The 26,407-nt window shown below is 35.8% G+C and carries 24 protein-coding genes; 2 read left to right on the plus strand and 22 right to left on the minus strand.

Annotation, left to right across the window (positions count from 1 at the left end; all coding sequences use genetic code 11):
- Nucleotides 1-12: 12 nt before the first annotated feature.
- The 15 genes from EKL98_RS00375 to aspS all read right to left on the minus strand — a co-directional run bounded on the left by EKL98_RS00375 (nt 13) and on the right by aspS (nt 14,348).
- Entirely contained in the window at nt 13-1,455 is a 1,443-nt protein-coding gene (locus tag EKL98_RS00375) for a complex I subunit 4 family protein (protein WP_126553087.1), read from the minus strand.
- A gap of 107 nt (nt 1,456-1,562) precedes the next feature.
- Nucleotides 1,563-3,446 (minus strand): NADH-quinone oxidoreductase subunit L, encoded by a 1,884-nt coding sequence (gene nuoL, locus EKL98_RS00380; protein ID WP_126561264.1) that lies wholly within the window; start codon nt 3,444-3,446, stop codon nt 1,563-1,565.
- Between the two features lie 6 nt (nt 3,447-3,452).
- On the minus strand, nt 3,453-3,773 hold the full coding sequence (gene nuoK / locus EKL98_RS00385) for an NADH-quinone oxidoreductase subunit NuoK (RefSeq protein WP_066079401.1): 321 nt from the start codon (nt 3,771-3,773) through the stop codon (nt 3,453-3,455).
- 1 nt (nt 3,774) lies between these two features.
- Complete coding sequence (locus EKL98_RS00390; RefSeq protein ID WP_126453958.1) at nt 3,775-4,287, minus strand: NADH-quinone oxidoreductase subunit J family protein; 513 nt, start codon at nt 4,285-4,287, stop codon at nt 3,775-3,777.
- On the minus strand, nt 4,288-4,833 hold the full coding sequence (locus EKL98_RS00395) for a NuoI/complex I 23 kDa subunit family protein (RefSeq protein WP_126458232.1): 546 nt from the start codon (nt 4,831-4,833) through the stop codon (nt 4,288-4,290).
- Nucleotides 4,834-5,038: 205 nt separating this feature from the next.
- Entirely contained in the window at nt 5,039-6,091 is a 1,053-nt protein-coding gene (gene nuoH, locus EKL98_RS00400) for an NADH-quinone oxidoreductase subunit NuoH (protein WP_126453962.1), read from the minus strand.
- Nucleotides 6,084-7,133: a 2Fe-2S iron-sulfur cluster-binding protein gene (locus EKL98_RS00405; protein WP_126453964.1), complete on the minus strand. Its 1,050-nt coding sequence runs from the start codon at nt 7,131-7,133 to the stop codon at nt 6,084-6,086. The genes nuoH and EKL98_RS00405 overlap by 8 nt, the downstream gene beginning before the upstream one ends.
- A 67-nt stretch (nt 7,134-7,200) precedes the next feature.
- The gene (nuoF, locus tag EKL98_RS00410) at nt 7,201-8,568 is read right to left on the minus strand and encodes an NADH-quinone oxidoreductase subunit NuoF (protein WP_126553081.1); all 1,368 of its coding nucleotides are present in this window, start codon (nt 8,566-8,568) and stop codon (nt 7,201-7,203) included.
- Between the two features lies 1 nt (nt 8,569).
- Nucleotides 8,570-9,100, minus strand: a complete 531-nt coding sequence (locus EKL98_RS00415; RefSeq protein ID WP_126515160.1) for a complex I 24 kDa subunit family protein — start codon at nt 9,098-9,100, stop codon at nt 8,570-8,572.
- 86 nt (nt 9,101-9,186) lie between these two features.
- Nucleotides 9,187-10,425, minus strand: coding sequence for an NADH-quinone oxidoreductase subunit D (locus EKL98_RS00420; protein WP_126453972.1), 1,239 nt, complete (start codon nt 10,423-10,425; stop codon nt 9,187-9,189).
- A gap of 34 nt (nt 10,426-10,459) precedes the next feature.
- The gene (locus EKL98_RS00425) at nt 10,460-10,981 is read right to left on the minus strand and encodes an NADH-quinone oxidoreductase subunit C (protein ID WP_126458220.1); all 522 of its coding nucleotides are present in this window, start codon (nt 10,979-10,981) and stop codon (nt 10,460-10,462) included.
- Between the two features lie 4 nt (nt 10,982-10,985).
- Complete coding sequence (locus EKL98_RS00430) at nt 10,986-11,534, minus strand: NADH-quinone oxidoreductase subunit B (protein WP_113664545.1); 549 nt, start codon at nt 11,532-11,534, stop codon at nt 10,986-10,988.
- An 87-nt stretch (nt 11,535-11,621) separates the two neighbouring features.
- Nucleotides 11,622-11,987: an NADH-quinone oxidoreductase subunit A gene (locus tag EKL98_RS00435; protein ID WP_126458217.1), complete on the minus strand. Its 366-nt coding sequence runs from the start codon at nt 11,985-11,987 to the stop codon at nt 11,622-11,624.
- A gap of 288 nt (nt 11,988-12,275) precedes the next feature.
- The gene (locus tag EKL98_RS00440) at nt 12,276-12,470 is read right to left on the minus strand and encodes a cold-shock protein (protein ID WP_007137066.1); all 195 of its coding nucleotides are present in this window, start codon (nt 12,468-12,470) and stop codon (nt 12,276-12,278) included.
- Nucleotides 12,471-12,602: 132 nt separating this feature from the next.
- A complete protein-coding gene (aspS, locus tag EKL98_RS00445; RefSeq protein WP_126561265.1) occupies nt 12,603-14,348 on the minus strand; it encodes an aspartate--tRNA ligase in 1,746 nt (581 codons plus the stop codon).
- A gap of 226 nt (nt 14,349-14,574) precedes the next feature.
- Between aspS and EKL98_RS00450 the strand changes: the two genes are divergently transcribed.
- Nucleotides 14,575-14,919, plus strand: a complete 345-nt coding sequence (locus tag EKL98_RS00450; RefSeq protein ID WP_126561266.1) for a toxin-antitoxin system YwqK family antitoxin — start codon at nt 14,575-14,577, stop codon at nt 14,917-14,919.
- Between the two features lie 534 nt (nt 14,920-15,453).
- On the opposite strand, the gene EKL98_RS00455 is transcribed toward EKL98_RS00450, so the two are convergent.
- From EKL98_RS00455 to EKL98_RS00475, 5 genes are all read right to left on the minus strand, one after another.
- Nucleotides 15,454-17,124 (minus strand): sodium/sugar symporter, encoded by a 1,671-nt coding sequence (locus EKL98_RS00455; RefSeq protein ID WP_126458206.1) that lies wholly within the window; start codon nt 17,122-17,124, stop codon nt 15,454-15,456.
- 31 nt (nt 17,125-17,155) lie between these two features.
- Complete coding sequence (gene galT / locus EKL98_RS00460) at nt 17,156-18,205, minus strand: galactose-1-phosphate uridylyltransferase (RefSeq protein ID WP_126561267.1); 1,050 nt, start codon at nt 18,203-18,205, stop codon at nt 17,156-17,158.
- 3 nt (nt 18,206-18,208) lie between these two features.
- Nucleotides 18,209-19,375 (minus strand): galactokinase, encoded by a 1,167-nt coding sequence (gene galK, locus EKL98_RS00465; protein ID WP_126561268.1) that lies wholly within the window; start codon nt 19,373-19,375, stop codon nt 18,209-18,211.
- Nucleotides 19,376-19,853: 478 nt separating this feature from the next.
- Nucleotides 19,854-20,900, minus strand: coding sequence for a glycoside hydrolase family 53 protein (locus EKL98_RS00470; RefSeq protein ID WP_126561269.1), 1,047 nt, complete (start codon nt 20,898-20,900; stop codon nt 19,854-19,856).
- A 1-nt stretch (nt 20,901) separates the two neighbouring features.
- The gene (locus EKL98_RS00475) at nt 20,902-21,954 is read right to left on the minus strand and encodes an aldose epimerase family protein (RefSeq protein ID WP_199740673.1); all 1,053 of its coding nucleotides are present in this window, start codon (nt 21,952-21,954) and stop codon (nt 20,902-20,904) included.
- 101 nt (nt 21,955-22,055) lie between these two features.
- Here EKL98_RS00475 and EKL98_RS00480 point away from each other — a divergent pair, with 101 nt between their 5' ends.
- Entirely contained in the window at nt 22,056-23,054 is a 999-nt protein-coding gene (locus EKL98_RS00480; RefSeq protein ID WP_126561270.1) for a GntR family transcriptional regulator, read from the plus strand.
- 371 nt (nt 23,055-23,425) lie between these two features.
- Here EKL98_RS00480 and EKL98_RS00485 read toward each other — a convergent pair whose 3' ends face one another.
- The gene (locus EKL98_RS00485; protein WP_233589338.1) at nt 23,426-24,562 is read right to left on the minus strand and encodes an aldose epimerase family protein; all 1,137 of its coding nucleotides are present in this window, start codon (nt 24,560-24,562) and stop codon (nt 23,426-23,428) included.
- A 63-nt stretch (nt 24,563-24,625) separates the two neighbouring features.
- The gene (locus EKL98_RS00490; RefSeq protein WP_126561271.1) at nt 24,626-26,368 is read right to left on the minus strand and encodes a family 43 glycosylhydrolase; all 1,743 of its coding nucleotides are present in this window, start codon (nt 26,366-26,368) and stop codon (nt 24,626-24,628) included.
- Between the last annotated feature and the right edge of the window lie 39 nt (nt 26,369-26,407).

Genomic DNA, 26,407 nt, shown 5'->3' on the forward strand with positions numbered 1-26,407 from the left:
TTTTTATTTGACTTAGTTAATTCGGTTTATTTGAGTTAAAATTTCTTCCAGACTTGGGGTAATCAAATCAGTAATTGGCTTTGGATACATCCCAAAAAAGAATAAAACACCAATTATTAGTACCAAAGTTATTCCTTCATTGAACGTTACATCCGCAAAAGGTTTTGAATTAGTTTCGCCCAACATGGCATGTTGAAACATTTTCAACATATAATACGCTCCTAATATTATGGTTGTTCCTCCTAAAATAGCAAACCAAATGTTGATTTGTGAAAGACTGTATAAAACGGTGAATTCTCCAATGAAATTAAAAGTAGTTGGCAAAGCAACAGAGGCTAAAACCAAGATTAAAAACATTGATGTAAATTTTGGTGTCTGTGAACGAATGCCTCCCATTTCAGCAATTGCTCTAGTTTCATATCTTCTAAAAATAATTTCAGCTACATAAAACAATCCAACAACTACAAATCCGTGTGCAATCATTTGTAAAACAGCACCACGCAATCCATCTAATGTCAACGTGTACGTTCCGGCTGCTATTAATCCAACGTGAGCCAAAGAAGAATACGCTAATAATTTCTTCAAATCTTTTTGTTTCAATGCAACGATAGACCCGTAAATCACCCCTGCAAGTCCAAGTCCGATGAAAATATACATGTATTCCTTAGCTGCCAGAGGTGTCAAAGGCAATTGCCAACGAATAACGCTATACAATCCCATTTTTAGCATGATCCCTGACAAAAGCATCGTACCAACGGTTGGTGCTTTCTGATACACATTTGCCTGCCAAGTATGAAAAGGAATTAATGGAATCTTAATGGCATACGCCAAGAAGAAAGCTAAGAATATCCACAATTGTTCAGTTGCTGTTAGGTTCAATTTGTATAAATCTTCTAATAAAAGACTTCCCGCTTTTTGATACATATAAACAAAAGCCACTAACATAAATAAAGAACCTGCTAAGGTGTAGATAAAGAATTTAACTACTGCTTTTTTGCGTTCTTCTACGTCTCCGTTACCCCAAATTAAAGCGATGAAGTAAATTGGAATCAATGATAATTCCCAAAAAACATAATACAACAAACCGTCTGATGCTAAGAATGTTCCTGCCATTGCAAATGACATGAACAAGATTAACGCATAAAAAGATTTTGAATTTTCGTATTGATTTCCAAAAGAAGAGAATATAATTATTGGAGTCAAAACCGTAGTCAATAAAAGCATCGCCATTGACAATCCATCTGCTTTTAGAGCGAAAGAAATATTAGGTTGCGTAATCCACTGGTTGATGAAACTGATGTTTTCACCTAAATTATAGTGATTTAATAATACAATTGAAGCGCCTGCAGCAGCTAACCCAAAGAACAAAGCTACTTTTGAAGCTAGCTTATCGCCTGCAAGATACGTTGCAAACGTACCGACCAAAAGTATAATTAATATTAGAGATACATTCATTTGTAATTATTTATTGTTTTTTAAACATCCTTCGAACCAGATTTTTAAAAGAAAATTTATTTTAAAATTATAATTTTAGTATTATGAAAACTTGTGTATAAATTCGGTTATTCTGCTAAAAACAAATACGAAACAATAGCACAAAGTCCTAAAACAAAGGCAAAGAGATAAAGACCGATACTTCCGTTTTGGACTTTCTTTCCTTGAAAACTTATTTCGTTTGCTACTTTTCCAATACCAAAAACAAAAGCTGTTACACCCGTTTCTATTGTGTCTCTGAAAAAACGAGACAAAAAGTTAATTGGTTTAACAAAAATAGCATCATAAAATTCGTCCACATAATATTTATTGTAAAGAACTTTAGAAAATCCTGTAATGGCCGCATCCTCTGTAGGAACCTCGTTTTGTTTGATGTATTTAGCGTAAGCAATACCAATTCCAACCAATCCACCCACAACAGCAATAACCATTAAGATGTATTCAGTAGTTCCTAAATGGTGTTCTGCCGTGGCTAATTTAGGTACAATAGGAGTCAAATATTCATTCAACCAACTATTTCCAGGCAAACTGATCATACCACCTATAGTAGCCAATATTGCCAAAACAATCAAAGGAATGGTAATCAAAGCTGGACTTTCGTGCAAATGGTGCTTTTGTTCTGCTGTTCCTCTGAATTCTTGGAAGAACGTTAAAAACATTAAACGGAACATATAAAAAGCAGTCATTATAGAGGCAACCGAAGCCACAATCCATAACGGAATGTTATTATGGAAAGCCACTAATAATATTTCGTCTTTAGAGAAAAAACCGGAGAATAATGGAACTCCTGAAATCGCTAATGAAGCAATAAGCATTGTTGCAAAAGTAATTGGCATTGCTTTTTTCAATCCACCCATCTTGCGCATGTCTTGTTCACCGTGCAAAGCATGAATTACAGAACCGGAACCCAAGAACAAACAAGCTTTAAAGAAAGCGTGCGTGATTACATGGAAAACAGCCACTTCATAGGCGCCCAATCCCAAAGCCAAAAACATTAATCCCAGTTGAGAAACAGTAGAATACGCCAAAACTTTTTTGATATCATTTTGCAGCAGTCCAATGGTTGCAGCAACCAGAGCAGTAACCGCTCCAACAATAGCAATAATCGATTGTACATCCGGAGTCATATCAAATAAGAAATTCAATCTGGTAATCATAAAAATCCCTGCTGTTACCATCGTCGCCGCGTGTATCAGTGCCGAAACCGGTGTTGGTCCCGCCATCGCGTCCGGTAACCACGTATACAATGGAATTTGTGCTGATTTACCGCAAGCGCCAATGAATAACGCGAAAGCAGCAACAGAAAGCCAATACATATCAAGATCCGTTGCACCGGCAATAGCAGTTTTTAAAGTAGCGTAATCTAAAGTCGAGAATAAATTACCGAGAATGAAAATTCCAACTAACAACCCTAAATCCCCAATACGGTTCATGATGAATGCTTTCTTTGCAGCGTCATTAAATTCTTGGTTTTTATGCCAAAAACCAATTAACAAATACGAACAAAGACCTACGCCTTCCCAACCGATGAACATCACTAATAAGTTACTTCCTATTACTAAAAGAATCATGAAAAATATAAACAGATTCAAATACGCAAAAAAGGTATGCATATTTTCATCCTCATGCATATAACTGATCGAATACAAATGAATCAAAGATCCAATTCCGGTCACAAAAAGCAACCATAAAATGGACAGTTGGTCCAATTGAAATCCAAAATCGACTTTGAAAGTACTGATTTGGATCCAGTCAAAAAGAGCAATTCGAATGCCTTCTGGTTGCGCTGCAATTCCACCGAAGAAATAAGCAGTCGCAATAAAAGAAACCACAACTGACAGGGTCCCTATTATTCCTGATAGCGATTTTCCAAGGCTTTTACCAAAGAAAACATTGATTAAAAATCCTAAAAAAGGAGCAAGAACTAAAACTAAAGCTATATTGGTATTCATTTCCATTTATCCTTTTAGGTTTTTTAAATTATCGATGGTAATTGAACCTAAATTTCTAAAAATAGAAACCAGAATTGCCAATCCTACCGCAACTTCTGCCGCAGCAACAGCCATCGAGAAGAACACAAAAACTTGTCCTTGCGCATCTTGATGATACGTCGAAAATGCTACAAACAATAAGTTTACTGCATTCAGCATAATTTCAATTGACATAAATACGATTATGGCATTTCGTCTGTACAACACCCCAAAAACGCCAATACAAAAAAGTATCACGCTTAGGAATATATAATTTTCAATACCAATGTGGTTTAAAATATTGTTCATTTTATTTTTGCAATTTTTCTTTTTTAGACAATAAAACAGTACCAATCATAGCGACCAAAAGCAATATAGAGGCAAATTCAAAAGGCACCATATATTCGTTGAGCAACACTTTACCCAGTACTTTTATAGATTGATAATCTTCGCCAGTGGTTACATATTCGCCAACAATAGGTTTTGAGTTGATAAAAATAGCAATCAAAATCAAACATATCAAACAAAAAGAAACAATTGCTCCTAATCTTGTTATTCTTGGTTTGTGGACTTCTTTTTCTTCGTTCAGATTCATCAACATGATCGTGAACAAAAACAAAATCATAATCGCTCCAGAATACACGATGACATGTACTATGGCTAAAAATTGAGAATTCAATAATAGATAATGACCCGCAATCGAAAAGAAACACACCACTAGATAAATAGCACTATGAATCGGATTTTTGCTGAAAATTGTCAAAAAGGCGGTTGCTAATGTGATAGCAGCCAATACACAAAAAATTATAAGTATTGTAGACATTTAGTTCGCGTTTTTAAGTTGAGCATTTTTCATTGCGATATCTAATGGCATGACCAATCTGTCTTTTCCAAAAATGAAATCTTCTCGTTCATAACTTGAAGGAACCAATACTTTAGAAGTCGTCAGGTAAATGGCGTCTTTAGGACAAGCCTCTTCACACAATCCACAAAATATACAACGCAACATATTGATTTCATATATCGAGGCATATTTTTCTTCTCGATACAAATGTTTTTCATCCTCTCTGCGTTCTTCAGCCTTCATCGTAATGGCCTCTGCAGGACAAGACAACGCACACAAACCACATGCTGTACAGTTTTCACGACCTTCTTCATCTCGCTTCAACATGTGCTGCCCCCGATACACAGGACTCATTTCACGCACTTGCTCCGGATACTGAATCGTTACTTTTCTGGTGAACAAATGCTGAATCGTAATTATCAAGCCTTTGACAATCGCAACCAGGTACATTCTTTCCCAAAAAGTCATCTCTTTATTAGAGACTACTTTTTTCCTTCCCGATAAGGATATGTTTTCTATACTCATTTTTTAGTCATTTCGAGGAACGAAGCAATCGAACACTCAATTTTAATCCTTTCTACTTATTTTATTTGAAGCTTAATCCTGCTATTCACTGTATCTTTTATTTTTTAAAGAAAAAAATAAAAGGATGCCGCTACTATCAGGGCTAGTGATTTTGAGATCTATGTATTAAATTTAATGCTAATTAATTTTATTTTAAGAGTAGACATTAAAATCCTAAATAAGCCGCAATATCGCTTCTCAAAATTACAATACCCGTAATCACTATATTGATGATAGACAGTGGAATCAATATTCTCCAACCCAAATGCATCAATTGATCGTATCTAAATCTTGGAATAGTCCATCGTACCCACATATAAAAGAAAATGAATCCACATATTTTTATAAAAAGAACTCCAATACCTATAACATTGGCAATATTGATTCCCCAATTTTCAACCACCCAACTCATCCCAGGATAATTATAGCCGCCAAAGAATAAAACCGCCAAAATAGTAGATGAAATAAACATATTTGCATATTCAGAGAACAAATAGAAACCCATTTTCATCGACGAATATTCCGTATGATACCCCCCAATTAATTCGGTTTCACATTCTGGCAAATCAAATGGCGTTCTGTTGGTCTCCGCAAAAGCACACACCAAGAAAATCAAAAAAGATAAAGGTTGGTAAAAAACATTCCAACTCATTCCAGACTGCTGTGCTGAAATTTCTCTCAAACTCAACGTCCCGGTCATCATCAATAGAGCGATAATTGAAAGCCCCATTGCCACTTCATAAGAAACCATTTGAGAGGCAGCACGAACCGCACCAATCAATGAAAATTTATTGTTTGAGGCCCAACCTCCAATCATAATTCCATAAACACCTACAGAAACAACTCCAAAAAAGTATAATAATGCTATGTCAATATCAGCTGCTTGCAGCAAAATATCCCTGCCAAACAAATGAAAACGATCGCCCCAAGGAATAACAGCACTAGTCATTAAGGCCGTACTCATTGCAATGGCCGGACCTGCAAAAAACAACACCCGGTTTGGCGTATTGGGTTCAAATTCTTCTTTCGAAAACAATTTCAAACCATCAGCGAGTGGTTGAAACAATCCCATAGGTCCCGCTCGGTTTGGGCCAACTCGATCTTGAAGCCATGCGGCAACTTTACGTTCTGCCCAAGTAGAATACATCGCCATAAGCATTGTTATAGCAAAAACTACTACAATAATGACGCTTTTATCAATGATAAGTGTACTATCCATTATTACCTAAGCTTTTTTGATTCGTAATATCTTCTTCAGTCAATGGAAACTCTACCATGCTTATTTTCTTGCGGTCTTTCTCTCTTCCTAAAAGAATATTCTCTTCGGTAGCGATTTCCACTTTTTGTAATTTTCTATTGTATTTATTTTGATTGATCACAGAATCTTTTTCAAAGGCTCTCGGCCCTTCAATAATCCAATCCGCAACATCTTTGTGATCAAAACGACACCCATTACAAATAAATTCATCTACTTCATGGTACTCATCTTTTCTTCCTGTAACGCGTTGAATTTCGTCACCAAACATCCAAACGGTAGTTTTTCCAGAACAAGTTGGGCAATCTCTGTGTGCATTATAAGGTTTGCTAAACCAAACTCTCGATTTAAATCTAAATGTTTTATCTGTTAAAGCGCCTACCGGACAAACATCAATCATATTTCCAGAGAATTCATTGTCAACCGCTTTTGAGATACACGTTGATATATTAGAATGATCTCCTCTATCCATTACTCCGTGCACACGATCGTCTGTCAATTGATCAGCCACCATCACACAACGGTAACAAAGAATACAACGGTTCATGTGTAATTGAATATTTGGTCCTATATTTTCGGGCTCAAATGTTCTTTTTTCTTCGATAAAACGCGTTTCTGACTTTCCGTGCTCAAAGCTTAAATTTTGCAAATCACATTCTCCTGCCTGGTCACAAACCGGACAATCTAATGGGTGATTGATCAATAAAAACTCCGTTACTGATTTTCTGGCTTCGGTTACTCTTGGCGAAGATTTACTGTTCACTTCCATTCCGTCCATACAGCCCGTTACACAAGATGCCATTAATTTTGGCATTGGTCTTGGATCAGCTTCACTTCCTTTTGCCACTTCCACTAAACAACAACGGCATTTTCCGCCGCTTCCTTTTAGTTTAGAATAATAGCACATCGCTGGCGGAACTACCTCTCCACCTATCATACGTGCTGCCTGCAGGATTGTTGTTCCTGGTTCTACTTCTATGCTTTGACCGTCTATGGTTACTTTCATTATCTACCAATATTTAACTCCTACGGAGTATCTTAATTCTGAAATCAAAAAACGTTAATCCTTACTCTTAAATCATTTCTTTAGAAACTAAATGCTTTACTTTTTCAAAAGGTTCCGCAACAAAATGATCTCTATGTTTTATTTTTTCCGGGAAACGAATGTGGTATTCAAACTCGTCTCTAAAGTGCCGAATCGCAGCTGCCACTGGCCAAGCTGCCGCATCACCCAATGGGCAAATCGTGTTCCCTTCAATTTTACTTTGAATGCTCAACAACAAATCGATATCTTCTTCACGACCGTGACCATTTTCTATTCGGTGCAATACTTTTTCCATCCAGCCAGTTCCTTCACGACAAGGGGAACATTGTCCACAGCTTTCATGATGGTAAAAACGAGAGAAATTCCAAGTATTACGTACAATACATGAAGTATCATTATACACAATAAATCCACCTGATCCTAACATAGAACCGGTTGCAAATCCACCGTCACTTAACGATTCGTAGGACATTAAACGATCTTCACCGGCGGCAGTTTTATAAATCAAATGAGCAGGTAAAACGGGAACAGAACTTCCTCCCGGTACAAATGCTTTTAAAGGTCTGTCAGAACTCATTCCTCCTAAATATTCATCAGAATTCATGAATTCATAAACACTTAAACCTAATTCAATTTCATAAACACCCGGATTTTTAATATGTCCAGAAGCCGAAATTAATTTGGTTCCTGTAGAACGACCAATACCAATTTTAGCATATTCCGCACCTGAATTATTAACAATCCATGGCACTGCGGCAATTGTTTCTACATTATTAACTACTGTTGGATTAGCCCAAAGTCCTGAAATAGCAGGGAATGGTGGTTTGATTCGAGGATTTCCTCTTTTTCCTTCCAACGATTCTATCAATGCAGTTTCTTCCCCACAGATGTAAGCTCCGGCACCGCAATGAACATATAGTTCTAAATCATAGCCTGAACCTAATATATTTTTACCCAAAAATCCAGCGGCTTTTGCTTCGTTAATGGCTCTTTCTAATATTTTATAAACCCACATATATTCTCCACGAATGTAGATGTAGGATAGGTTTGCACCCAAAGCATAACTGGAAGTGATCATTCCTTCAATCAACAAATGAGGAATAAATTCCATCAAATAACGATCCTTAAAAGTTCCTGGTTCTGATTCATCTGCATTACAAACTAAATGCCTTGGTTTTCCTGATTTTTTATCAATGAAACTCCACTTCATTCCCGCGGGAAAACCTGCCCCACCGCGACCTCGCAATCCGGAAGTTTTCACTTCTTCGACAACCTCGTCTGGCGTTAATGTTTTGATGGCTTTTTCTACTGAAGCATATCCACCATTCTGACGGTACACTTCGTAAGTTTTAATCCCCGGAATATTTATTTTATCTAATAATATTTTTTGTGACATATTATGTATCGTGTAAAACTATTGTATCATTTTTGCAATCTTCAATTAACTGGTCGATTTTTGCCACCGTCAAATGTTCTTTATAAAAGTCTCCTAATTGCATCATTGGAGCGTAACCACAAGCTCCTAAACATTCCACGCCTCTTACTTCAAAAAGACCATCTTGAGTAGTTTCACCTACTTTTACACCTAATTTTTCACAAGTGTAATCCATTAAATCCTCGACTCCGTTCAAACAACAAGGAGAGGTTTGGCAAAATTCGAACATGTATTTTCCAATTGGTCTTTGGTTGTACATCGTATAAAACGACACTACTTCGTACACTTCAATTGGTTTAATCAAAAGGATTTCGGCCACTTTATTCATTAATTCAATACTCAACCAATTCTCATGAGCGTCTTGAACTTCATGCAAAATAGGCAATAACGCCGATTTTCTTTTGTTTTCAGGATAATGACTAATCAATTCATTGATGCGAGACATCAAGACTTCAGTCATATTTATTTCTTGTTTGTGATACGTACGTTCCATTTTTTATTATTTCAAATTTTGAATGCTAAATTTTTAATGTTTTTTAACTTTTATTCAAAATTTATAATTCATCTTTTATAATTTCATTAAGCGTCTAATTCTCCGGCAATAACATTTAAACTTGATAAAATAACAATTGCATCTGAAAGCAAGGCTCCTTTTATCATTTCTGGATAGGCTTGGTAATAGATAAAACAAGGTCTGCGAAAATGCAATCTGTACGGCGTCCGACTTCCATCAGTAACCAAGTAAAAACCAAGTTCTCCATTACCTCCTTCTACCGGGTGATACACCTCAGCAACCGGAACCGGAACTTCACCCATTACAATTTTGAAATGGTAAATCAAGGATTCCATATTGTTGTACACATCCTCTTTAGGCGGAAGGTAATAATCCGGGACATCCGCATGGAACTCGTTGCCTTCTGGCATTTTTTCCAATGCCTGACGAATAATACTCAAACTTTCCCAAACTTCAGCGTTACGAACACAGAAACGATCATATGTATCGCCTGATTTTCCCACCGGAACAATAAAATCAAAATCTTCGTAAGAAGAATAGGGTTGCGCAACACGAATATCATAATCAACACCGGTAGCCCGTAAGTTAGGACCGGTAAATCCGTATGCCATAGCTTGCTCAGCCGATATAGCGCCAACATTTACAGTTCTGTCAATAAAAATTCTATTTCTTTCGAATAAGTTTTCAAATTCTTTCCAAGCGGCTGGAAAATCAGCTAAAAAAACATCTAATTTTCTAAAGGCTTCTGGCGACCAATCTCTTTCGAAACCACCAATTCTTCCCATATTGGTAGTCAAACGAGCCCCGCAAATTTCTTCGTATATTTCGTATACTTTTTCTCTAAATTGGAAAACATACAAAAAACCGGTATAGGCGCCGGTATCGACACCAAGGATTGAATTACAAATAATGTGATCCGTAATTCTCGCCAACTCCATTACTATAACTCTTAAATATTGTGCTCTTTTAGGAACTTCAATATCTAATAATTTTTCTAATGTCATCCACCAACCCATGTTATTGATAGGCGACGAACAATAATTCATTCTGTCCGTGAGGGGAGTGATTTGGTAAAAAGGTCTGTTTTCAGCGATTTTTTCAAAAGCTCTGTGGATGTAACCAATGGTTGGTTCCGCCTCCAGAATTCGCTCTCCATCCATCAACAGGATATTTTGAAAAATACCGTGAGTCGCAGGATGCGTAGGCCCTAAATTCAATATAGAAAGCTCGCTTCCATCTTCATTTAACTGCGCTGCAATTCTTTTAGCATAGCGATGCTCTGGGGATAATAATAGTTCTGACATTTATTTAATGTGAAAAATTATAATTGTTTTTTTTTTAATAATTGTCGGTTGTTCTACCAAAGAAACGGTCATCTTTATCCGTTCTTCCGCTGTCTTCCATTGGGAATTCCTTTCGCATTGGAAAAGAAATCATTTCGTCCATATTCAAGATACGTTTCAATTGCGGATGACCAATAAAATTTATCCCATAAAAATCATACGTTTCTCTTTCCATCCAGTTTGAACTTAGGAAAATACTTGATATCGATTTTATTTCAGGGGTTTCACCATTGATAAACACTTTGATTTTAATTCTTTTGTTTTCGTACCAATTGTGTAAATGATATACTACCGCAAATTGATGTTCTACATCATTATCTGGGTAATGAATTCCACACAGATCAGTTAAAAAATGAAAACGCAATATGGGATCATTTTTTAAAAAAAGAATCACCGCGGTAATTTTGTCCGCAGTAACTTCAAATGAAAATATATCTCTCTCTTGATTGAATTCAAAAACAGCTGAATCAAATGTCTCAACTAATTTCTCTTGGATTTGTATCGTTTCTAGCGCCATTCTTTTATTTGATATTATACGAAGCTAATAATTCTTGGTATTCCGGGGAACTTCTTCTTCTTACGGATTCAGTTCGAACCAACTCTTGTAATTTCATAACTCCGTCAACAATTTGCTCCGGTCTTGGCGGACAACCCGGAACATAGACATCGACCGGTATCACTTTATCAATTCCCTGCAAAACAGAATAGGTGTCAAAAATCCCTCCAGAGGAAGCGCAAGCACCAACGGCTATTACCCAACGAGGCTCTGCCATTTGCTCATATACCTGACGCAAAATAGGGGCCATTTTTTTTGAAATCGTTCCCATTACCATTAACATATCGGCCTGGCGCGGAGAGAAACTCACTCGCTCTGAGCCAAATCGAGCCAAATCATAATGCGAGGCCATTGTTGCCATAAACTCTATACCGCAACAAGAGGTTGCAAAAGGTAATGGCCATAATGAATTAGCACGAGCCATACCCACAACATCATTCAGTTTTGTAGCGAAGAAACCTTCTCCTACAACTCCTTCGGGTGGCGCTACCATATTTATTTTAGAATCACTCATCTTTTATTATTTTGAATTACAAATTTTGAATTGTAAATTATAATGAAACCATTTAAAATTTAAAATTCAGCATTTAAAAATAAATTTTTATTCCCACTCTAACGCTTTCTTTTTGATGATATAGAAAAACCCTATCAAAAGCAAAGACATAAAAATCACCATCTTTACCATTCCTTCCATTCCTAATTCTTTGAAATTGACTGCCCAGGGATACAGAAAAATTACCTCCACATCAAACAAAACAAACAATATGGCTACTAGAAAATATTTAACAGAAAATGGAATTCTGGCATTTCCTACCGATTCAACACCGCATTCAAAGTTTTTATCTTTCGCTTCTGAAGATCTTTTAGGCCCTAATTTACCAGAAATTATTATGGTGCCTACAACAAATCCCACCGCTAAAACTAACTGCATTAAAATTGGAATATAACTTAATTGATCGGATTGCATGGTTGTGGTTTTTTTAAATAAATATAAATGACAAAGATACCCTTCAAATTATTAAATAGCAATGAAAACTTAAAAATACATGGCTACTATATCGATGTAAATTTACAATTTTTATTAATTATAAATAACAAAAAATATTTATCTTGTGATGTGTTTAACATCCCAAGGGTTTAACAAAGTCAAATATCAGTAGTCTTTTTGAATACTACGCTTTGGTGCAAAAAAAAACGTTCCGATAAATATCGGAACGTTTTAAACATTCGTAGGCAAAAAAATTAATTTTTATGCTTAGATCACTGCTACTTTCGCAGCAACTTTTCCTTTTCTTCCTTCTTCTTCTTCATAGCTAACTCTATCCCCTTCGCGTAATTCTTCCGCGTTGATTCCTGATGCATGAACAAAAATGTCTTTTCCTGTTTCTTCGTCTGTAATGAATCCGTAACCTTTAGATTCATTGAAAAATTTAACTGTACCTGTACGCATTGTAATAGTAATAATAATTTATAATGGAGCAAATGTAATATTTAATATAATACGAAATACGATGTTGTGTTTTTATTTTGCAAAAATATTGACATTCAACGTTTTCTAACGAATTTTATCGACAAACTACAATTACGCTAACTTTATATGCAGCTCTTTTAACTGTGATTCGTCAATTTTAGACGGAGCATCAATCATAACATCCCTGCCCGAATTATTTTTTGGAAAGGCAATAAAGTCTCTAATGGTTTCCTGTCCGCCAAGAATGGCTACTAAACGGTCCAATCCAAAAGCCAATCCTCCGTGTGGCGGTGCGCCAAACTGAAATGCATCCATCAGGAATCCAAATTGCGCTTTTGCATCTTCCGCTGTGAAGCCTAAATATTTGAACATTAATTCCTGTGTTGCTTTATCATGGATACGTATTGAACCACCACCAATTTCATTTCCATTCAAAACCATATCATACGCATTGGCACGAACTTTCCCTGGATCGGTTTCCAGTAAGTGCATATCTTCCGGCTTAGGAGATGTAAAAGGATGATGCATGGCATGGTAACGGCCACTTTCCTCGTCAAACTCTAATAAAGGAAAATCAACCACCCACAACGGAGCAAATTCAGCTGGATTTCGCAATCCTAAACGAGTGGCGAGTTCCATACGCAACGCACTTAACTGCGTTCGCGTTTTATCAGTAGGACCAGAAAGCACAAAAATCATATCTCCGGGTTTTGCTCCGGTGATTTTTGCCCACTGTGCTAAATCGTCTTGATCGTAAAATTTGTCAACGGATGATTTATAGGTTCCATCTTCATTGCATTTTACATACACCATTCCGGATGCACCCACTTGAGGACGCTTCACCCAGTCAATTAATCCATCAATTTCTTTGCGGGTATAGCTCCCAACTCCCGGAACTGCAATTCCAACCACAAATTCCGCCGCATTAAAAACTGGGAATTCTTTGTGTTGTGCTACTTCATTTAATTCCCCAAACTCCATTCCGAAACGAATGTCCGGCTTGTCATTTCCGTAGGTCTTCATAGCATATTCATAGGTAATTCTTGGAAATTTTTCTACTTCAATACCTTTTATTTCTTTTAATAAATGTCTGGTCAGTCCTTCGAAAACATTCAAAATATCTTCTTGTTCCACAAAAGCCATTTCACAATCGATTTGTGTAAACTCCGGCTGTCTGTCTGCTCGCAAATCTTCATCTCGGAAACATTTTACGATTTGGAAATATTTATCCATTCCGCCCACCATCAACAATTGTTTGAACGTTTGCGGGGATTGTGGCAATGCGTAAAATTGCCCTTCATTCATTCTGGAAGGCACCACAAAATCTCTGGCTCCCTCTGGAGTAGACTTGATCAAATAAGGAGTTTCTACTTCACAGAAATCCAAATCCGAAAGATATTTACGCACTTCCATCGCTACTTTATGGCGAAACATCAAACTGTTTTTCACTGGATTTCTTCGGATATCAAGGTAACGGTATTTCATTCGGATATCTTCGCCACCATCCGTTTCGTCTTCAATAGTAAAAGGAGGCGTGAGAGAAGCATTCAAAATAGTAAGTTCCGTTACTAAAATTTCTATCGCTCCCGTTGGGATATTATTATTTTTGGATTCGCGCTCAATAACAGTACCTTTTACTTGAATCACAAATTCACGACCAAGGGTTTTAGCTCTTTCAAAAACTGTTTTATCCGAACGACCTTCGTCAAAAATTAATTGCGTAATTCCATAACGGTCGCGCAAATCAACCCAGTTCATAAATCCCTTATCACGTGATTTTTGCACCCAACCGGCAAGTGTAACTTCGGTGTTAATGTGTGAGGCGTTCAACTCGCCACAGTTATGACTTCTATACATGTTCTAAATTTTTGATTATTTTGTCCTTTGGACATGGCTGCAAATTTAGGACTAATTATGAATAATGAATTGAGAAATAAGAAATTTTAGTAATGAGTAACGCAAGGCACTTCGTTAAAATGTTAAATTTTATTCTAATGTTACTAAATTGTTAAGTAAAAGTTTTTTTATTGTAAAATAATTTATATATTTGTTAAGCCAATATGAATTTTAAAAACCCAAAACCATGAAAAAATATATAATATTAACCGCACTGCTTTTTTCAGGAATAGCATTCGCTCAAGAAAATAATCCAAAATTAGAAGCTCTAGGTGATTTAGTAAAAACAACTTACTACTTTGAAAATGGAAAAGTACAACAAGAAGGCTTTTTTAAAAATGGAAAATTGGAAGGGATCTGGACTGCGTACGACACAAATGGTAATAAACTATCTGTTGCTATTTATGAAAATGGAGAAAAAACTGGAAAATGGCTTTTTTGGAATGGCAATAATTTAAACGAAGTAGACTATTCTAACAGCAGAATTGCTTCCGTAAAAATTTGGAAACAAGATGCATTAGTAACTAACTAAAAAGACCTCAACAACTATAAAAGCTTTCGTTACTCCGAAGGCTTTTTTTTGTGCCTTATATTTTTGGGTTAATACATCTTTAAAGTTTTGTCTCATCTAATAAAAAAATGGACATGAAAAATTAAACTAAAAATATAACGTTTCTTCGGGAAATAATCAGTCCTAAATTAAAAAAGTCCTTATAGCCATTAGGTCTAATTTTTAAACCTCACTCCGACTTCGCTCTGTGCTGGCTAGAAATATCGATTTTGTAATTCCGGTAGGCCTGTCACTTTTTTTAGAGAAAACCAAATCTATGTGGCCCAATACCACAGAAGGACTGGAGAAGCAACCTAATAATTGGGCTATCTGGCTCTTTTTTCTATGTTTTTATTAGATGTCTTTTTTATTTAAGATTAATTGAAGTTTTTATGGATTCATAACTAATGGATTTGAATCGTTTTTATGATCCTCAATACACTTTTTTAAACAACAAAAAAGCGATGAATTCAATAGAAATTGAACGCATCGCTTTTTTTGAATCTAAAACATTATCTACCAAAAAATAGTGTAAAACGCTGCAATAATCGAAAGAACAATCAACATGCCTACGGTAAAACCTGGTGACATTTTAAACATGGTACGATCAATTTCCAGACCATTAGTTTTAACGCCTCGCGCTGTTTCATACATACTGATGCTGTACATCCCGATGACACAAATTAAGAAAACAAATCCCATGCGATCAATAAAAGGAATTTCATAGACACCATTCCCATTTGGAACTGAAAAACCGGAAGAATGAAGGAACGATAAATCTACAAAAGCCGGCATGAATTTAAACAGAATAGAAAACATAAATCCACCAATTGTTGCAAACAAAGCCGCGTTAGAAGTTGTTTTTTTCCAAAAGAATCCTAAAATAAACATAGCGAAAACGCCCGGACTTACAAAACCTGTATATTCCTGAATGTATTGAAATCCTCCTTTTTTATCAATTCCAAGAAAAGGCGCTACTACAACTGCAATTAACATCGCCGCTACAATTGCTTTCTTCCCCACATTAACTAATGTCTTTTCATCGGCATGCACATTCAATTTGGTTTTGTAAATATCCAACGTAAAAATAGTAGCGATACTATTCGCTTTTCCGGCCAATGACGCTACAATCGCCGCAGTCAAAGCAGCAAATGAAAGTCCTTTTAGGCCCACAGGAAGCAAATTTAACAAAACCGGATACGCACGATCAGGATTTACTGTACCATCTTGCAACATTTCAGCGCCAAAATGCCCGTTCTGATACAATACAAAAGCAGCTATTCCGGGCAAAACAACAATTATAGGCATTAGCAATTTCAAGAAAGCAGCAAACAAAATTCCATTTCTCGCCGTTTTTAAATCCGCCCCCAACGCACGTTGTGTAATGTATTGGTTACATCCCCAATAATTTAAATTGATGATTAACATTCCTCCTATCAAAACTGACAATCCTGGTAAATCCATATAATTAGGATTCGTTTTTTCAAAAATCATGTGAAAATGGTCGTTTGCATGAGTCGTCATCAAATTGAACCCATTTATAACTCCCGTAGAACCAAATTCTTCGGCAACTAAATTCAATGCTAAATAAGTAGTAACCAATCCACCCAAGATCAAAAAGAAAACTTGAATCACATCCGTATACCCAATCACTTTCATTCCGCCCAGCGTAATCATCACCGCAAAAAACGCTAAGAAAATCATACACAAAGTAATATCCAGACCAGAAATGCTGCTTATCGCCAAAGCGCCCAAATACAATATAGAAGTAAGATTGACCAAGACATACAACAACAACCAAAAAACAGCCATAATCATAGCAACATTACTGTTATACCTTTGATTCAGGTATTGCGGCATGGTGAAAATTTTATTTTTCAAGTATACCGGAATAAAGAAAATAGCAACGATAATCAAGGTAAAAGCTGCCATCCATTCATACGTAGCAATCGCCAGTCCCATTTTAAAACCACTTCCACTCATTCCTATAAATTGCTCCGCACTAATATTACTGGCAATTAATGATGCGCCTATGGCCCACCAAGTAAGCGATCCTTCTGCTAAGAAATAATCTTTACTGCTCGTTTCTTCTTTCTTTTTCTTTCTGTAAATCCATATTCCATAACTGACAATCAGGATGAAATAGAAGAAAAAGACAATATAATCTTGGATTGCTAAAGTTTGCATTGGTTAAATGTATTTAGTTATTGGTTAATGGTTATCTATTTTTATAATGTACATTTGATTGCGCTCTTAAAACGGCTGCACTTTTCTCCGCCGTGATGTCCCTTTGCGATTCACCCATCATTTCATACCCTACCATAAATTTCTTTACGGTTGCAGACCGCAATAACGGTGGATAAAAATGCATGTGAAAATGCCATTCCGGATGCAATTCTCCGTCTGTTGGAGACTGATGAATTCCGGATGAATACGGAAAAGAAGTTTCAAAAAGGTTATCGTATTTGGTTGTCAATTGCTTTAAAATAACCGCAAAATCCGTCACTTCAGTTTCCGTGAAATCAGTTATTTTACTCACATTTCGTTTGCTGACAATCATAGTTTCGTAGGGCCAAATCGCCCAAAAAGGGACTAATACCACGAAATGATCATTCTCAACAACAATGCGCTCGTCCAGTTTCATTTCTTCTTGTAAGTAATCCTGAAAAAGTGTTGTGTTGTGTTTATCAAAATACGTTTTTAGATTTTTTTGCGTTTTTTCCACTTCGGTGGGCAAAGAAGATTGGGCCCAAATTTGTCCGTGCGGATGCGGATTGCTGCACCCCATCACACTTCCTTTATTTTCAAAAATCTGAACGTGGTTGATGTACGCCACATTACCCAAATCCATATATTCTTTTTGCCAGGTACGAATGATGTTTTCAATCGCTTCGGCCGGCATTTCTGGCAATGTCAAATTATGTTTTGGCGAAAAGCACACCACACGAGAAATTCCTCTTTCGGGTGTAGCTTTAAAAAAAGTCTCTTTCTTGTTCTCTTCAAAAGCAATTTCGTCTTGCTTTAAAGCGGCAAAATCATTTTCAAAAACAAAAGAACTTTCATAATCCGCATTGACCATTCCATTCGCTCTAACATTCCCTGGACACAAATAACAAGTCGGGTCATATTCCGGCAAGGCATCCGGAGATATTGTTTCATTTTGTCCTTGCCAAGGACGTTTCGAACGGTGTGGAGAAACCAGCACCCATTCGTTGATTAACGGATTATAACGTCTGTGCGGATCTTCGTTGATATCAAAATTTTTCATTTATTAAGCAGTGTAAAGTGATGTTCCATTTCCGATTTTAACATCATAAATTTTTAATTCTATTCCAAATTTATCTAAATAAAGAGTAGAAAGCTGCTGTTTAATTCGCTCTTCTTGTCCTTTTTTAATCAAATTAATGGTACAACCACCAAAACCGCCGCCCATTAATCGAGAGCCTATCACTGATCTGTCCTCTTTCACCGTGTGTACTAAAAAATCCAATTCGGCGCAACTCACTTCATAATCCAATGATAATCCTTCGTGCGTACTGAACATTAGCTGTCCTAAAACTTCAATGTTTCCATCATCCAAAGCGTCACAAGCCAGTTTCACGCGATTCATTTCTTTCACTACAAAAAGGCTCCTTTTGAAAACATTCGCAGACATTTTATCTTTTAGACTCCAAACGTCCTCTTCTTTACAATCTCTAAAACTACTAATTTCCGGGAAATAAGCACTAATTATCGATATTCCTTCTTCACATTCTTTCCGTCTGGTATTGTAAGCCGAGCTAAACAAGGAATGTTTGACATTACTATCGAATAAAACTAAGGAGTAATCACTAAAATTAGCATTATGGTATTCATATTCTAATGTCCTGCAATCAATTTTTATGACTTTGTTTTCAAGACCCATTACACTGGAAAACTGGTCCATAATTCCGCAATTGATTCCCACCCAATGTTCTGCTTTTTGTCCCATAAGCGCAATATCAATGGGTTTAATTTTAAAATTGAACAGTTCATTTAAACCATACAAAAAGCCACATTCTAAAGCCGCCGAAGATGACAAACCGGAACCAACCGGAATATTACTGCTGAAAACACAATTGAAACCCTCCACGGAATAACCGTTCCTTTTCAATTGATTCAAAACACCACGCAGGTAATTTGTCCATACACTATCCGTCTGATTTTGTTCTTCGTTTGTATAAACTTCGAACTCATCATTCAAATCTATAGCCACAATTTTAGCGGTATCCGAATTGTTTTTTTCAAAAGCAAAACAAATAATTTTATCGATGGCTGCCGGCAAAACAAAACCATCGTTGTAATCAATGTGCTCTCCTATAATATTGATTCTGCCCGGGGAAAGAACAATTTTTTCAGGCTCTGATCCAAAAGTCTCCTGAAAAAAATCAATTGTTTTGTGTACTAAAATGTCATTCATGATTTAAAAATTATCCATTTCCTTTTTTTAGGAACTCGCTGTTGTTATTTTTTTAAATATTCAGTAAAACTATATGAATTTTGGTTTATTTCGTAGCGTACAAGGTCAATTTACCGCTCTTTAGTCCTGCTCCATGTACTTCTGGTTGTATAGCATTGTACGCTTGTCAATTAACCATTTACAGTGAATGTAAGTTAAAATATTCTTTAAATGATTAATGACTTTACTTAAACGAATACCGAGTTTTTACTTGATTTAATTCAAATTAAAAACTTCAATGACTTATAAGTAATAACCATGGTATAATGTCGTATTTTAAAATCAGGATAAAATTATGTAACAATCTGATTTAAAGCTATTTTACTTAAAGTTAATTCTTTTGACTTTACGACTTTTAAACTTTCGACTTACTTATGTTGCAAAAAAATTAATAAAATGCTGTTTTTTCCTAGGATTAAGCGGCATTTCTTTTCTTTAACTAATCCTTAAACGCATCTAAAGCCATTGATGGTTTTCCGTCAGACTGCCAAGCACTCAGGGAATAACCGCTCCAACTTTTTTCTCCTTGTGGTTCCCAATACATTACGCCAAGTCCTTTGTTATTTGGTACCGCTTCGACTGCTTTGATTGTTGCTGCTAACATTTCGTACGTATTTTGCGCTTTGTCATATTCCCCACCAACTTCTACAACCATCACTTCTTTGTTGTATCTGTCCACCATATCGTTTAGATTATACGCTAAATCCGCAATAGTTTCTGTGTAATCTTTCTTGATCCAAAAAGGATAATAGGACAGTCCAATCACGTCGTACTTTACATTATTTGCTGTAGCGTTATCAAAAAATAATCTGAATTTTTCATTATTATTTCCTTCGTCAAGATGAACGATTACTTTAATTTTAGGATCAATAGCTTTTGTAGCTTCATACCCTTTGTTGAGTAATTGTGCCAATTGATTCCAGTTTTTGGTACTTCCTTCCGGCCACATCATTCCACCTGGAATTTCATTGCCTACCTGAACCCATTCCGGAGTAACTCCTGCTGATTTCAAGGCATTCAAAACATCAAAAGTATGATCATACACATCCGTCATTAACTCCTGAAAAGTATGATTTGCCCAGGCTGCGGGTTTCGCTTGTTTTGCCGGATCGGCCCACGAATCGCTATAATGAAAATTGATCATGATGCGCATTCCCATTTTTTGCGCACGCAAAGCCATGACAACGGTTTCTTCCTTGCTGCAATGTCCACTGGCTTTATCGTCATTTGGATTGACCCAAACACGAAGCCGAATGGTATTCATTCCTCTGTCCTTTAGGAGTTGCAAACAATCTTTTTCAATACCGTCAGTATCATAAAATTTATATCCTGTGGCTTCCATTTGTGGCAACCATCCTATATCAGCTCCTTTTGCAAAAGTAGCAACTATTGGAGTTGGCGTATGATCCACATTCGTTTGAGAATTACTGGACGTAAAAAACAAAAATAACAGTAACAACGACAATATAGTTTTACTATTTTTCATTTTAAAAAGATTGGAATTTATAACTTGTTTTATGATAATATATTTCACCTTTTTTTAGAATAGCATTCGGGAAATGTTCGTGATTTGGTGCATCAGGAAAATTTTGCGTCTCAAAACAAATACCGCTCAAAGCATGATAATTTGCATTTTCTTTTCCTTTTATTGTATTAAAACAGTTCCCACCAACATAAATATGAACCCCAGGTTGATTCGTATAAACGGTCATTTTCAAATTATTGTTTTTATTAAAAAGAGAAGCAGCAAATTCATTTTCCTTTTCTAATACAAAAGTGGCATCAATTTTTGGAGGACACTTTTTAGGTTGATTAAAATCGAAAGGTTTATTATCTAAATCCAAAAATCTACCAGTTGGACTATTTTGATCAGTAGTCTCTACCATTTTTTGAGCGTTAACGATTAACTCTTGTTCTAAAATATCAGAATCGTGACCATCGAGATTAAAATAACTGTGATGGGTTAAATTCACAACTGTATCTTCGGTCGAAATGGCTTTATACTCTATAAATAATTCATTGTCTTCCGATACCATATAGGTGATTTCTACTGATAAGCCTCCTGGATAATTTTCTTCCCCATCAGGACTGAAATATGCGAAAGTAATAGCCGGGTTTTTGCCTTCTTTCACGTTTTCTACTCGCCAATTTTTTTGACTATATCCAATATTTCCACCATGTAACGAATTATTGTTATTGTTTTTATTTAAATGAAAAGCTTTACCGTTCAAACTAAAAAAGCCATTATTAATTCTGCCAGCATATCTTCCAATGGTTGCACCAAAGTATGGCGCACTTTCCAGATCAAATGATTTTATGTAAGCATCTAAAGTATCAAAACCCAATACCACATCTACCAATGCACCGTTTTTCAGTGGCATTTTCAACGAAGTAATAGTTGCACCATAATTGGTGATTTTAAGTTGCATTCCATTTTTGTTAGTTAATTCATAAAGAGAAACCTCTTCACCATCTGATGTAAAACCAAATAATTTCATTACAGAATTAGCTTTAAAATGTGATATGTGTTTTATTTTCATTATTTATTTATGAAATATTAAAACCAAAAGTAAAATAATTACTGTTACTTACATACCAGTACCTACCAGTTTTTGTATATTGCCAAGAAATTCCATTTTTTATGAAAATAATTTCCATTCAAAACAATATTGGAGTTCCTAAATACAAACAAATTATCATTACCGTTGAGAAGGGAATTGAAGAAGGAAAATTAATAAAAGGAGACAAACTCCCCTCAATAAATAAAGTGTGCTTAGAGTTTTCATTGTCTCGAGATACGGTTCTTCTAGCCTACGACGAATTAAAAAAAAGAGGTATTATTTATGCCATTCCGGGCAAAGGCTATTATATAAAAAGTGTTGAAGTCACTATAAAACAACGGATTTTTTTACTTTTTGACGAATTGAATATTTTCAAAGAAGACCTGTATAATTCGTTTCTGGAAAACATTGGTACAAATGTTCAGGTAGACATTTTCTTCCATCATTTTAATGCTCCTGTTTTCCAGAAACTAATTAATGACAGTAATGGCAATTACACCAAATACATCATCATGCCGACCAATTTAACCCAGGCCGCCACCGTGATAAAAACCCTACCAGTTAATGATGTATACATATTAGACCAGACCAATCCAGAACTAAAATCCTTTCCTGCTGTGTATCAAAATTTCGTAAAAGACATTTATGACGGCTTACTGAAAGGGAAATCCAGACTAGATAAATATGAAAAAATGATTATGATTTTTCCGGGATTTCGTGAACCTTTGGGAATGAGAATTGGTTTTGAGAATTTTTGCAAAGACTTTGCTTTCGATTATGAAATCATTACTGAATTTAAGAATCGGGAAATTAGTAAAGGTGAAGTGTACATCATCCCGAGTGACAGGGATTTAGTGCGTGTAATTGAAAAATCAAAACTTCAAAACTTAAATCTAGGTAGTGATTTTGGCGTTATTTCCTACAACGAAACGCCTTTGAAAAAAGTAGTTGAAAACGGAATCACAACCATTTCAACGAATTTTGAAGCTATGGGAAGAATTTTGGCACAGATGATTTTAAAAGGTACAAAAGAACAAATTGAGAATAAGAGTGCTTTGAATGTCAGGAATTCGTTATGATGAGCTAAACCCTATAAAATCCCTACTCTGATACTTTTTACTAAAAACCGATGAAGTCCTAATCAAGCGATAAGGCGTTAACTTTATTCGCTACGTAGGTCCAGCTCATCGGTTGAACTGTTGATTTAAAGATACAAATTTATTGCTTTGACAAAACTAAAGTATTGCTTGTCCTTATTTATATAAAATGGTTGTCAGTAACTAATACCAATTCATTATTCAAGCCCCGAATTGCCGCGAATTTCTATTCTAATTTTAAAAAAATTGGTGAAAATTAATAAAATTATTGGCTAACTTTTTTAGAAATAGTTCTCTCTTGAAAATTTAGCCCACTTAGCGGATAGTCATCTTATATAATTTAAAATTTTGCCTTATTTTGAAATAAAAAACTTATAAATACAAATAGAATAGTATTTTTCCCCGGGATTTACTGTAGTTGTAGGGAAATGATTTTTATTAGGGCTATCCGGGAAATGTTGGGTCTCCAAACAAAAAGCTGTTCTATACTCATAAGCTTTACTTTTTTTTCCGATTTCAGTACCATTTAAAAAGTTCCCTCCGTAAAACTGCAATCCAGGTTCATTTGTGTAAACTTCCATAGTTCTCCCGGACACAGGTTCTATAACCTTTGCGGCATAGTTTAAACCTTCCAATTTTTGATTAAGGACAAAGTTGTGGTCGTAACCAAGACCATATTTGAGTTGCTGATTTTCGGCATTGACTCTTTGCCCAATTGCAGTTATTTTTTGGAAGTCAAAAGCTGTATTCTCTAAACTGGCTATTTCTCCAGTAGGAATTAACCCATCGTCAACTGGTGTGTAATAGGCCGCATTGATCTGTAAAAGATGGTTGTTGATCGTCCCGTTTCCAGCTCCTTTTAAATTAAAAAATGAATGATGAGTTAAGTTTACTACCGTTGGAGCATCAGTGGATGCCCAATACTCAATTTTCAATTCGTTATTGTTTGTAAGTTTGTAAACAACCTTTACAACAAGATTTCCAGGATAACCTTCTTCCATGTTTTTTGATTCATATCGTAGTTCTAAAGTTTGATGATCCACCTGTACAGCATCCCAAATAACAGATTCTAAGCCTTTATTTCCTCCATGAAGATGGTTACGACCATTGTTTTGGGCCAAATCATATTCTTTACCATTTAGTGTGAATTTTCCGTTAGCAATACGATTTCCATATCTTCCGATTAAAGCCCCAAAATATTTTTCTTTAGAATTTAAATAATCAGTAAGGTTAGAATATCCTAAAACTATATCCTCATAATGACCTTTTCTATCTGGCGTCCATAACGAAACTACTTTCCCTCCGTAATTGGTAATTTCTGAAATCATTCCTGAATGATTCTTTAAGGTGTATAATCGTACTTGTTTGCCATCAATCTCTCTTTCAAAATCACTTTTTTTAAGTAATGTAATGGACATCTTTTTTGGGTTTTGTCCCACTGTTATAGAGAATGTAAATAAAAATGAGATAATTAAAATCGCTTTTTTCATTGTTGTTTTTTTGATGTTTTTTGACTCAATTTTAGAGGTTTAATATACTATTTAAGTAAGGCTTTAATCAATAATTATTTTTTCGTTAATTGTATTTCCTTCAATGGTAATATGAAGAAAATATAATCCAGATTTTAAAGCCGAAACATCAACCTTACATTCCGCATCAGTCGTAGTCGTGTTAATTTTCTTTATAGTTTTCCCTGTGATATCAATAATTTTGATTTTTGCAATGCTACCATGGTTATTTAGTCCGGTAATTATAAATTTTTCTTTTGCTGGATTTGGATAAATTTTCACCGTGCTGGACCTATCCATATTTAATGTGTTTAACGTTGCTCTTACAAATTCAAGTTTAAACTGTTGATTATCTGTTCCAGTCGAAGTGTTTTGCTGAACATTTCCCCCGTTAACATTGATATCAGCAGCATCTATCTCGAGTGTTTTACCACTATTCTTATTAGTAATACTATAATTCCCTGAACCGATATCCGTTATAGACCATAATTGACAAGGAGCTCCATTAGGCGTCCAAATTGTGGCACTAGCTAGATTAGAAACGCTACAGCCTCCAATCTCCATTGCTAAACCACTCAATGCAGATATAAAAGTATAGTAACCATCCCCAGTAGCTTGAATCCACCATTGTTGCCCTAGTCCACCGTTGTCCTCCCATTGTATAATGTTTGCAGGATTGCCATAAACAGCTCCTGCAATTTCAACTAATTTTGTAGTGTTCTTTTGTTTAATCTTATACAGCCCATTTGCCACCCCTTGAAAAGGCAATGTAGGTTCTCCACTAGGTGCTTTTATTGGCTCACCTATAACGGAAGGCTGTCCAAATTGTGGAATTCCGCTTCCATCAAAAGTGATTTTTTGAGCTCTTGTAGTTCTAGTATTTCCACAATCACCTCCAGAATTTGGCGTTGCATGATAGGCAAACCAATCTTCTGTACCGTCTGGAGATTTAAAGAAACAATTGTGTCCCGGACCATAGCTACGGGTTGCCGCATTTGTTGCAAAAACAGGGTCTGGCATCTTTGTCCAAGAAGACAGAAGTAAAGGATTAGCCGAATCATTCATATACATCATCCCCATTTTGTAGTCTGGTGTCCAACAACCATTGGCAGAATAGGCCATAAATATCTTTCCGTTTTTTAAAAGAATTTCAGGTCCTTCATTCACATCCCCAAAATTTCCTCCAGACAATTCCCCTGGGCTTGATAACAATGACCTCGAGCCAGTCAGAGTCCAAGGATTACTCATTAAAGACACATAAATTCTTTGCGGTTTATCTCTTCCAAGTGCATTTGTTGTTGCATCTATTCCTGACCAGAAAAAATAGCGATTACCTAAAAGTTCCAGAACTGTTCCATCTATAGCATAATAATCCGCACCCGTAGAAGAAAGCTTTCCCCTGAAATTCCAATTATTTGACATTGGGTCGCTGGTACTATTTTCGATCACAAATGATTTTTGAACATTTGACCCTGTTTCTTTAGCAGTGTAATAGATATACCACTTCCCATCCAGTTGATGTAATTCGGGAGCCCAATAGTCTCCTGTTTGAGCACCCACATTTCCTGGCCCAAATAATCTTGTGAGCCGTACTTGTTTTAAGCCTTCAAGAGTTGTTGCTTTTTTAATAGAAATGTCTCCACCAGTAGTTCCAGTGTAGTAATAGTATCCGTTTACATAAGTAATATGAGGATCTGCTAAATCTGCAATAGGTTGCGTAAATGTCTGAGAAATTCCTGCTTGAAAACAACAAATAAAAAAAGCTAAAAGCACTTTGTTTAATTTCATGAATATTATTTTTTATTGTTCAATTTAATCGGACTGTAA

Source organism: Flavobacterium bomense (assembly GCF_003970355.1).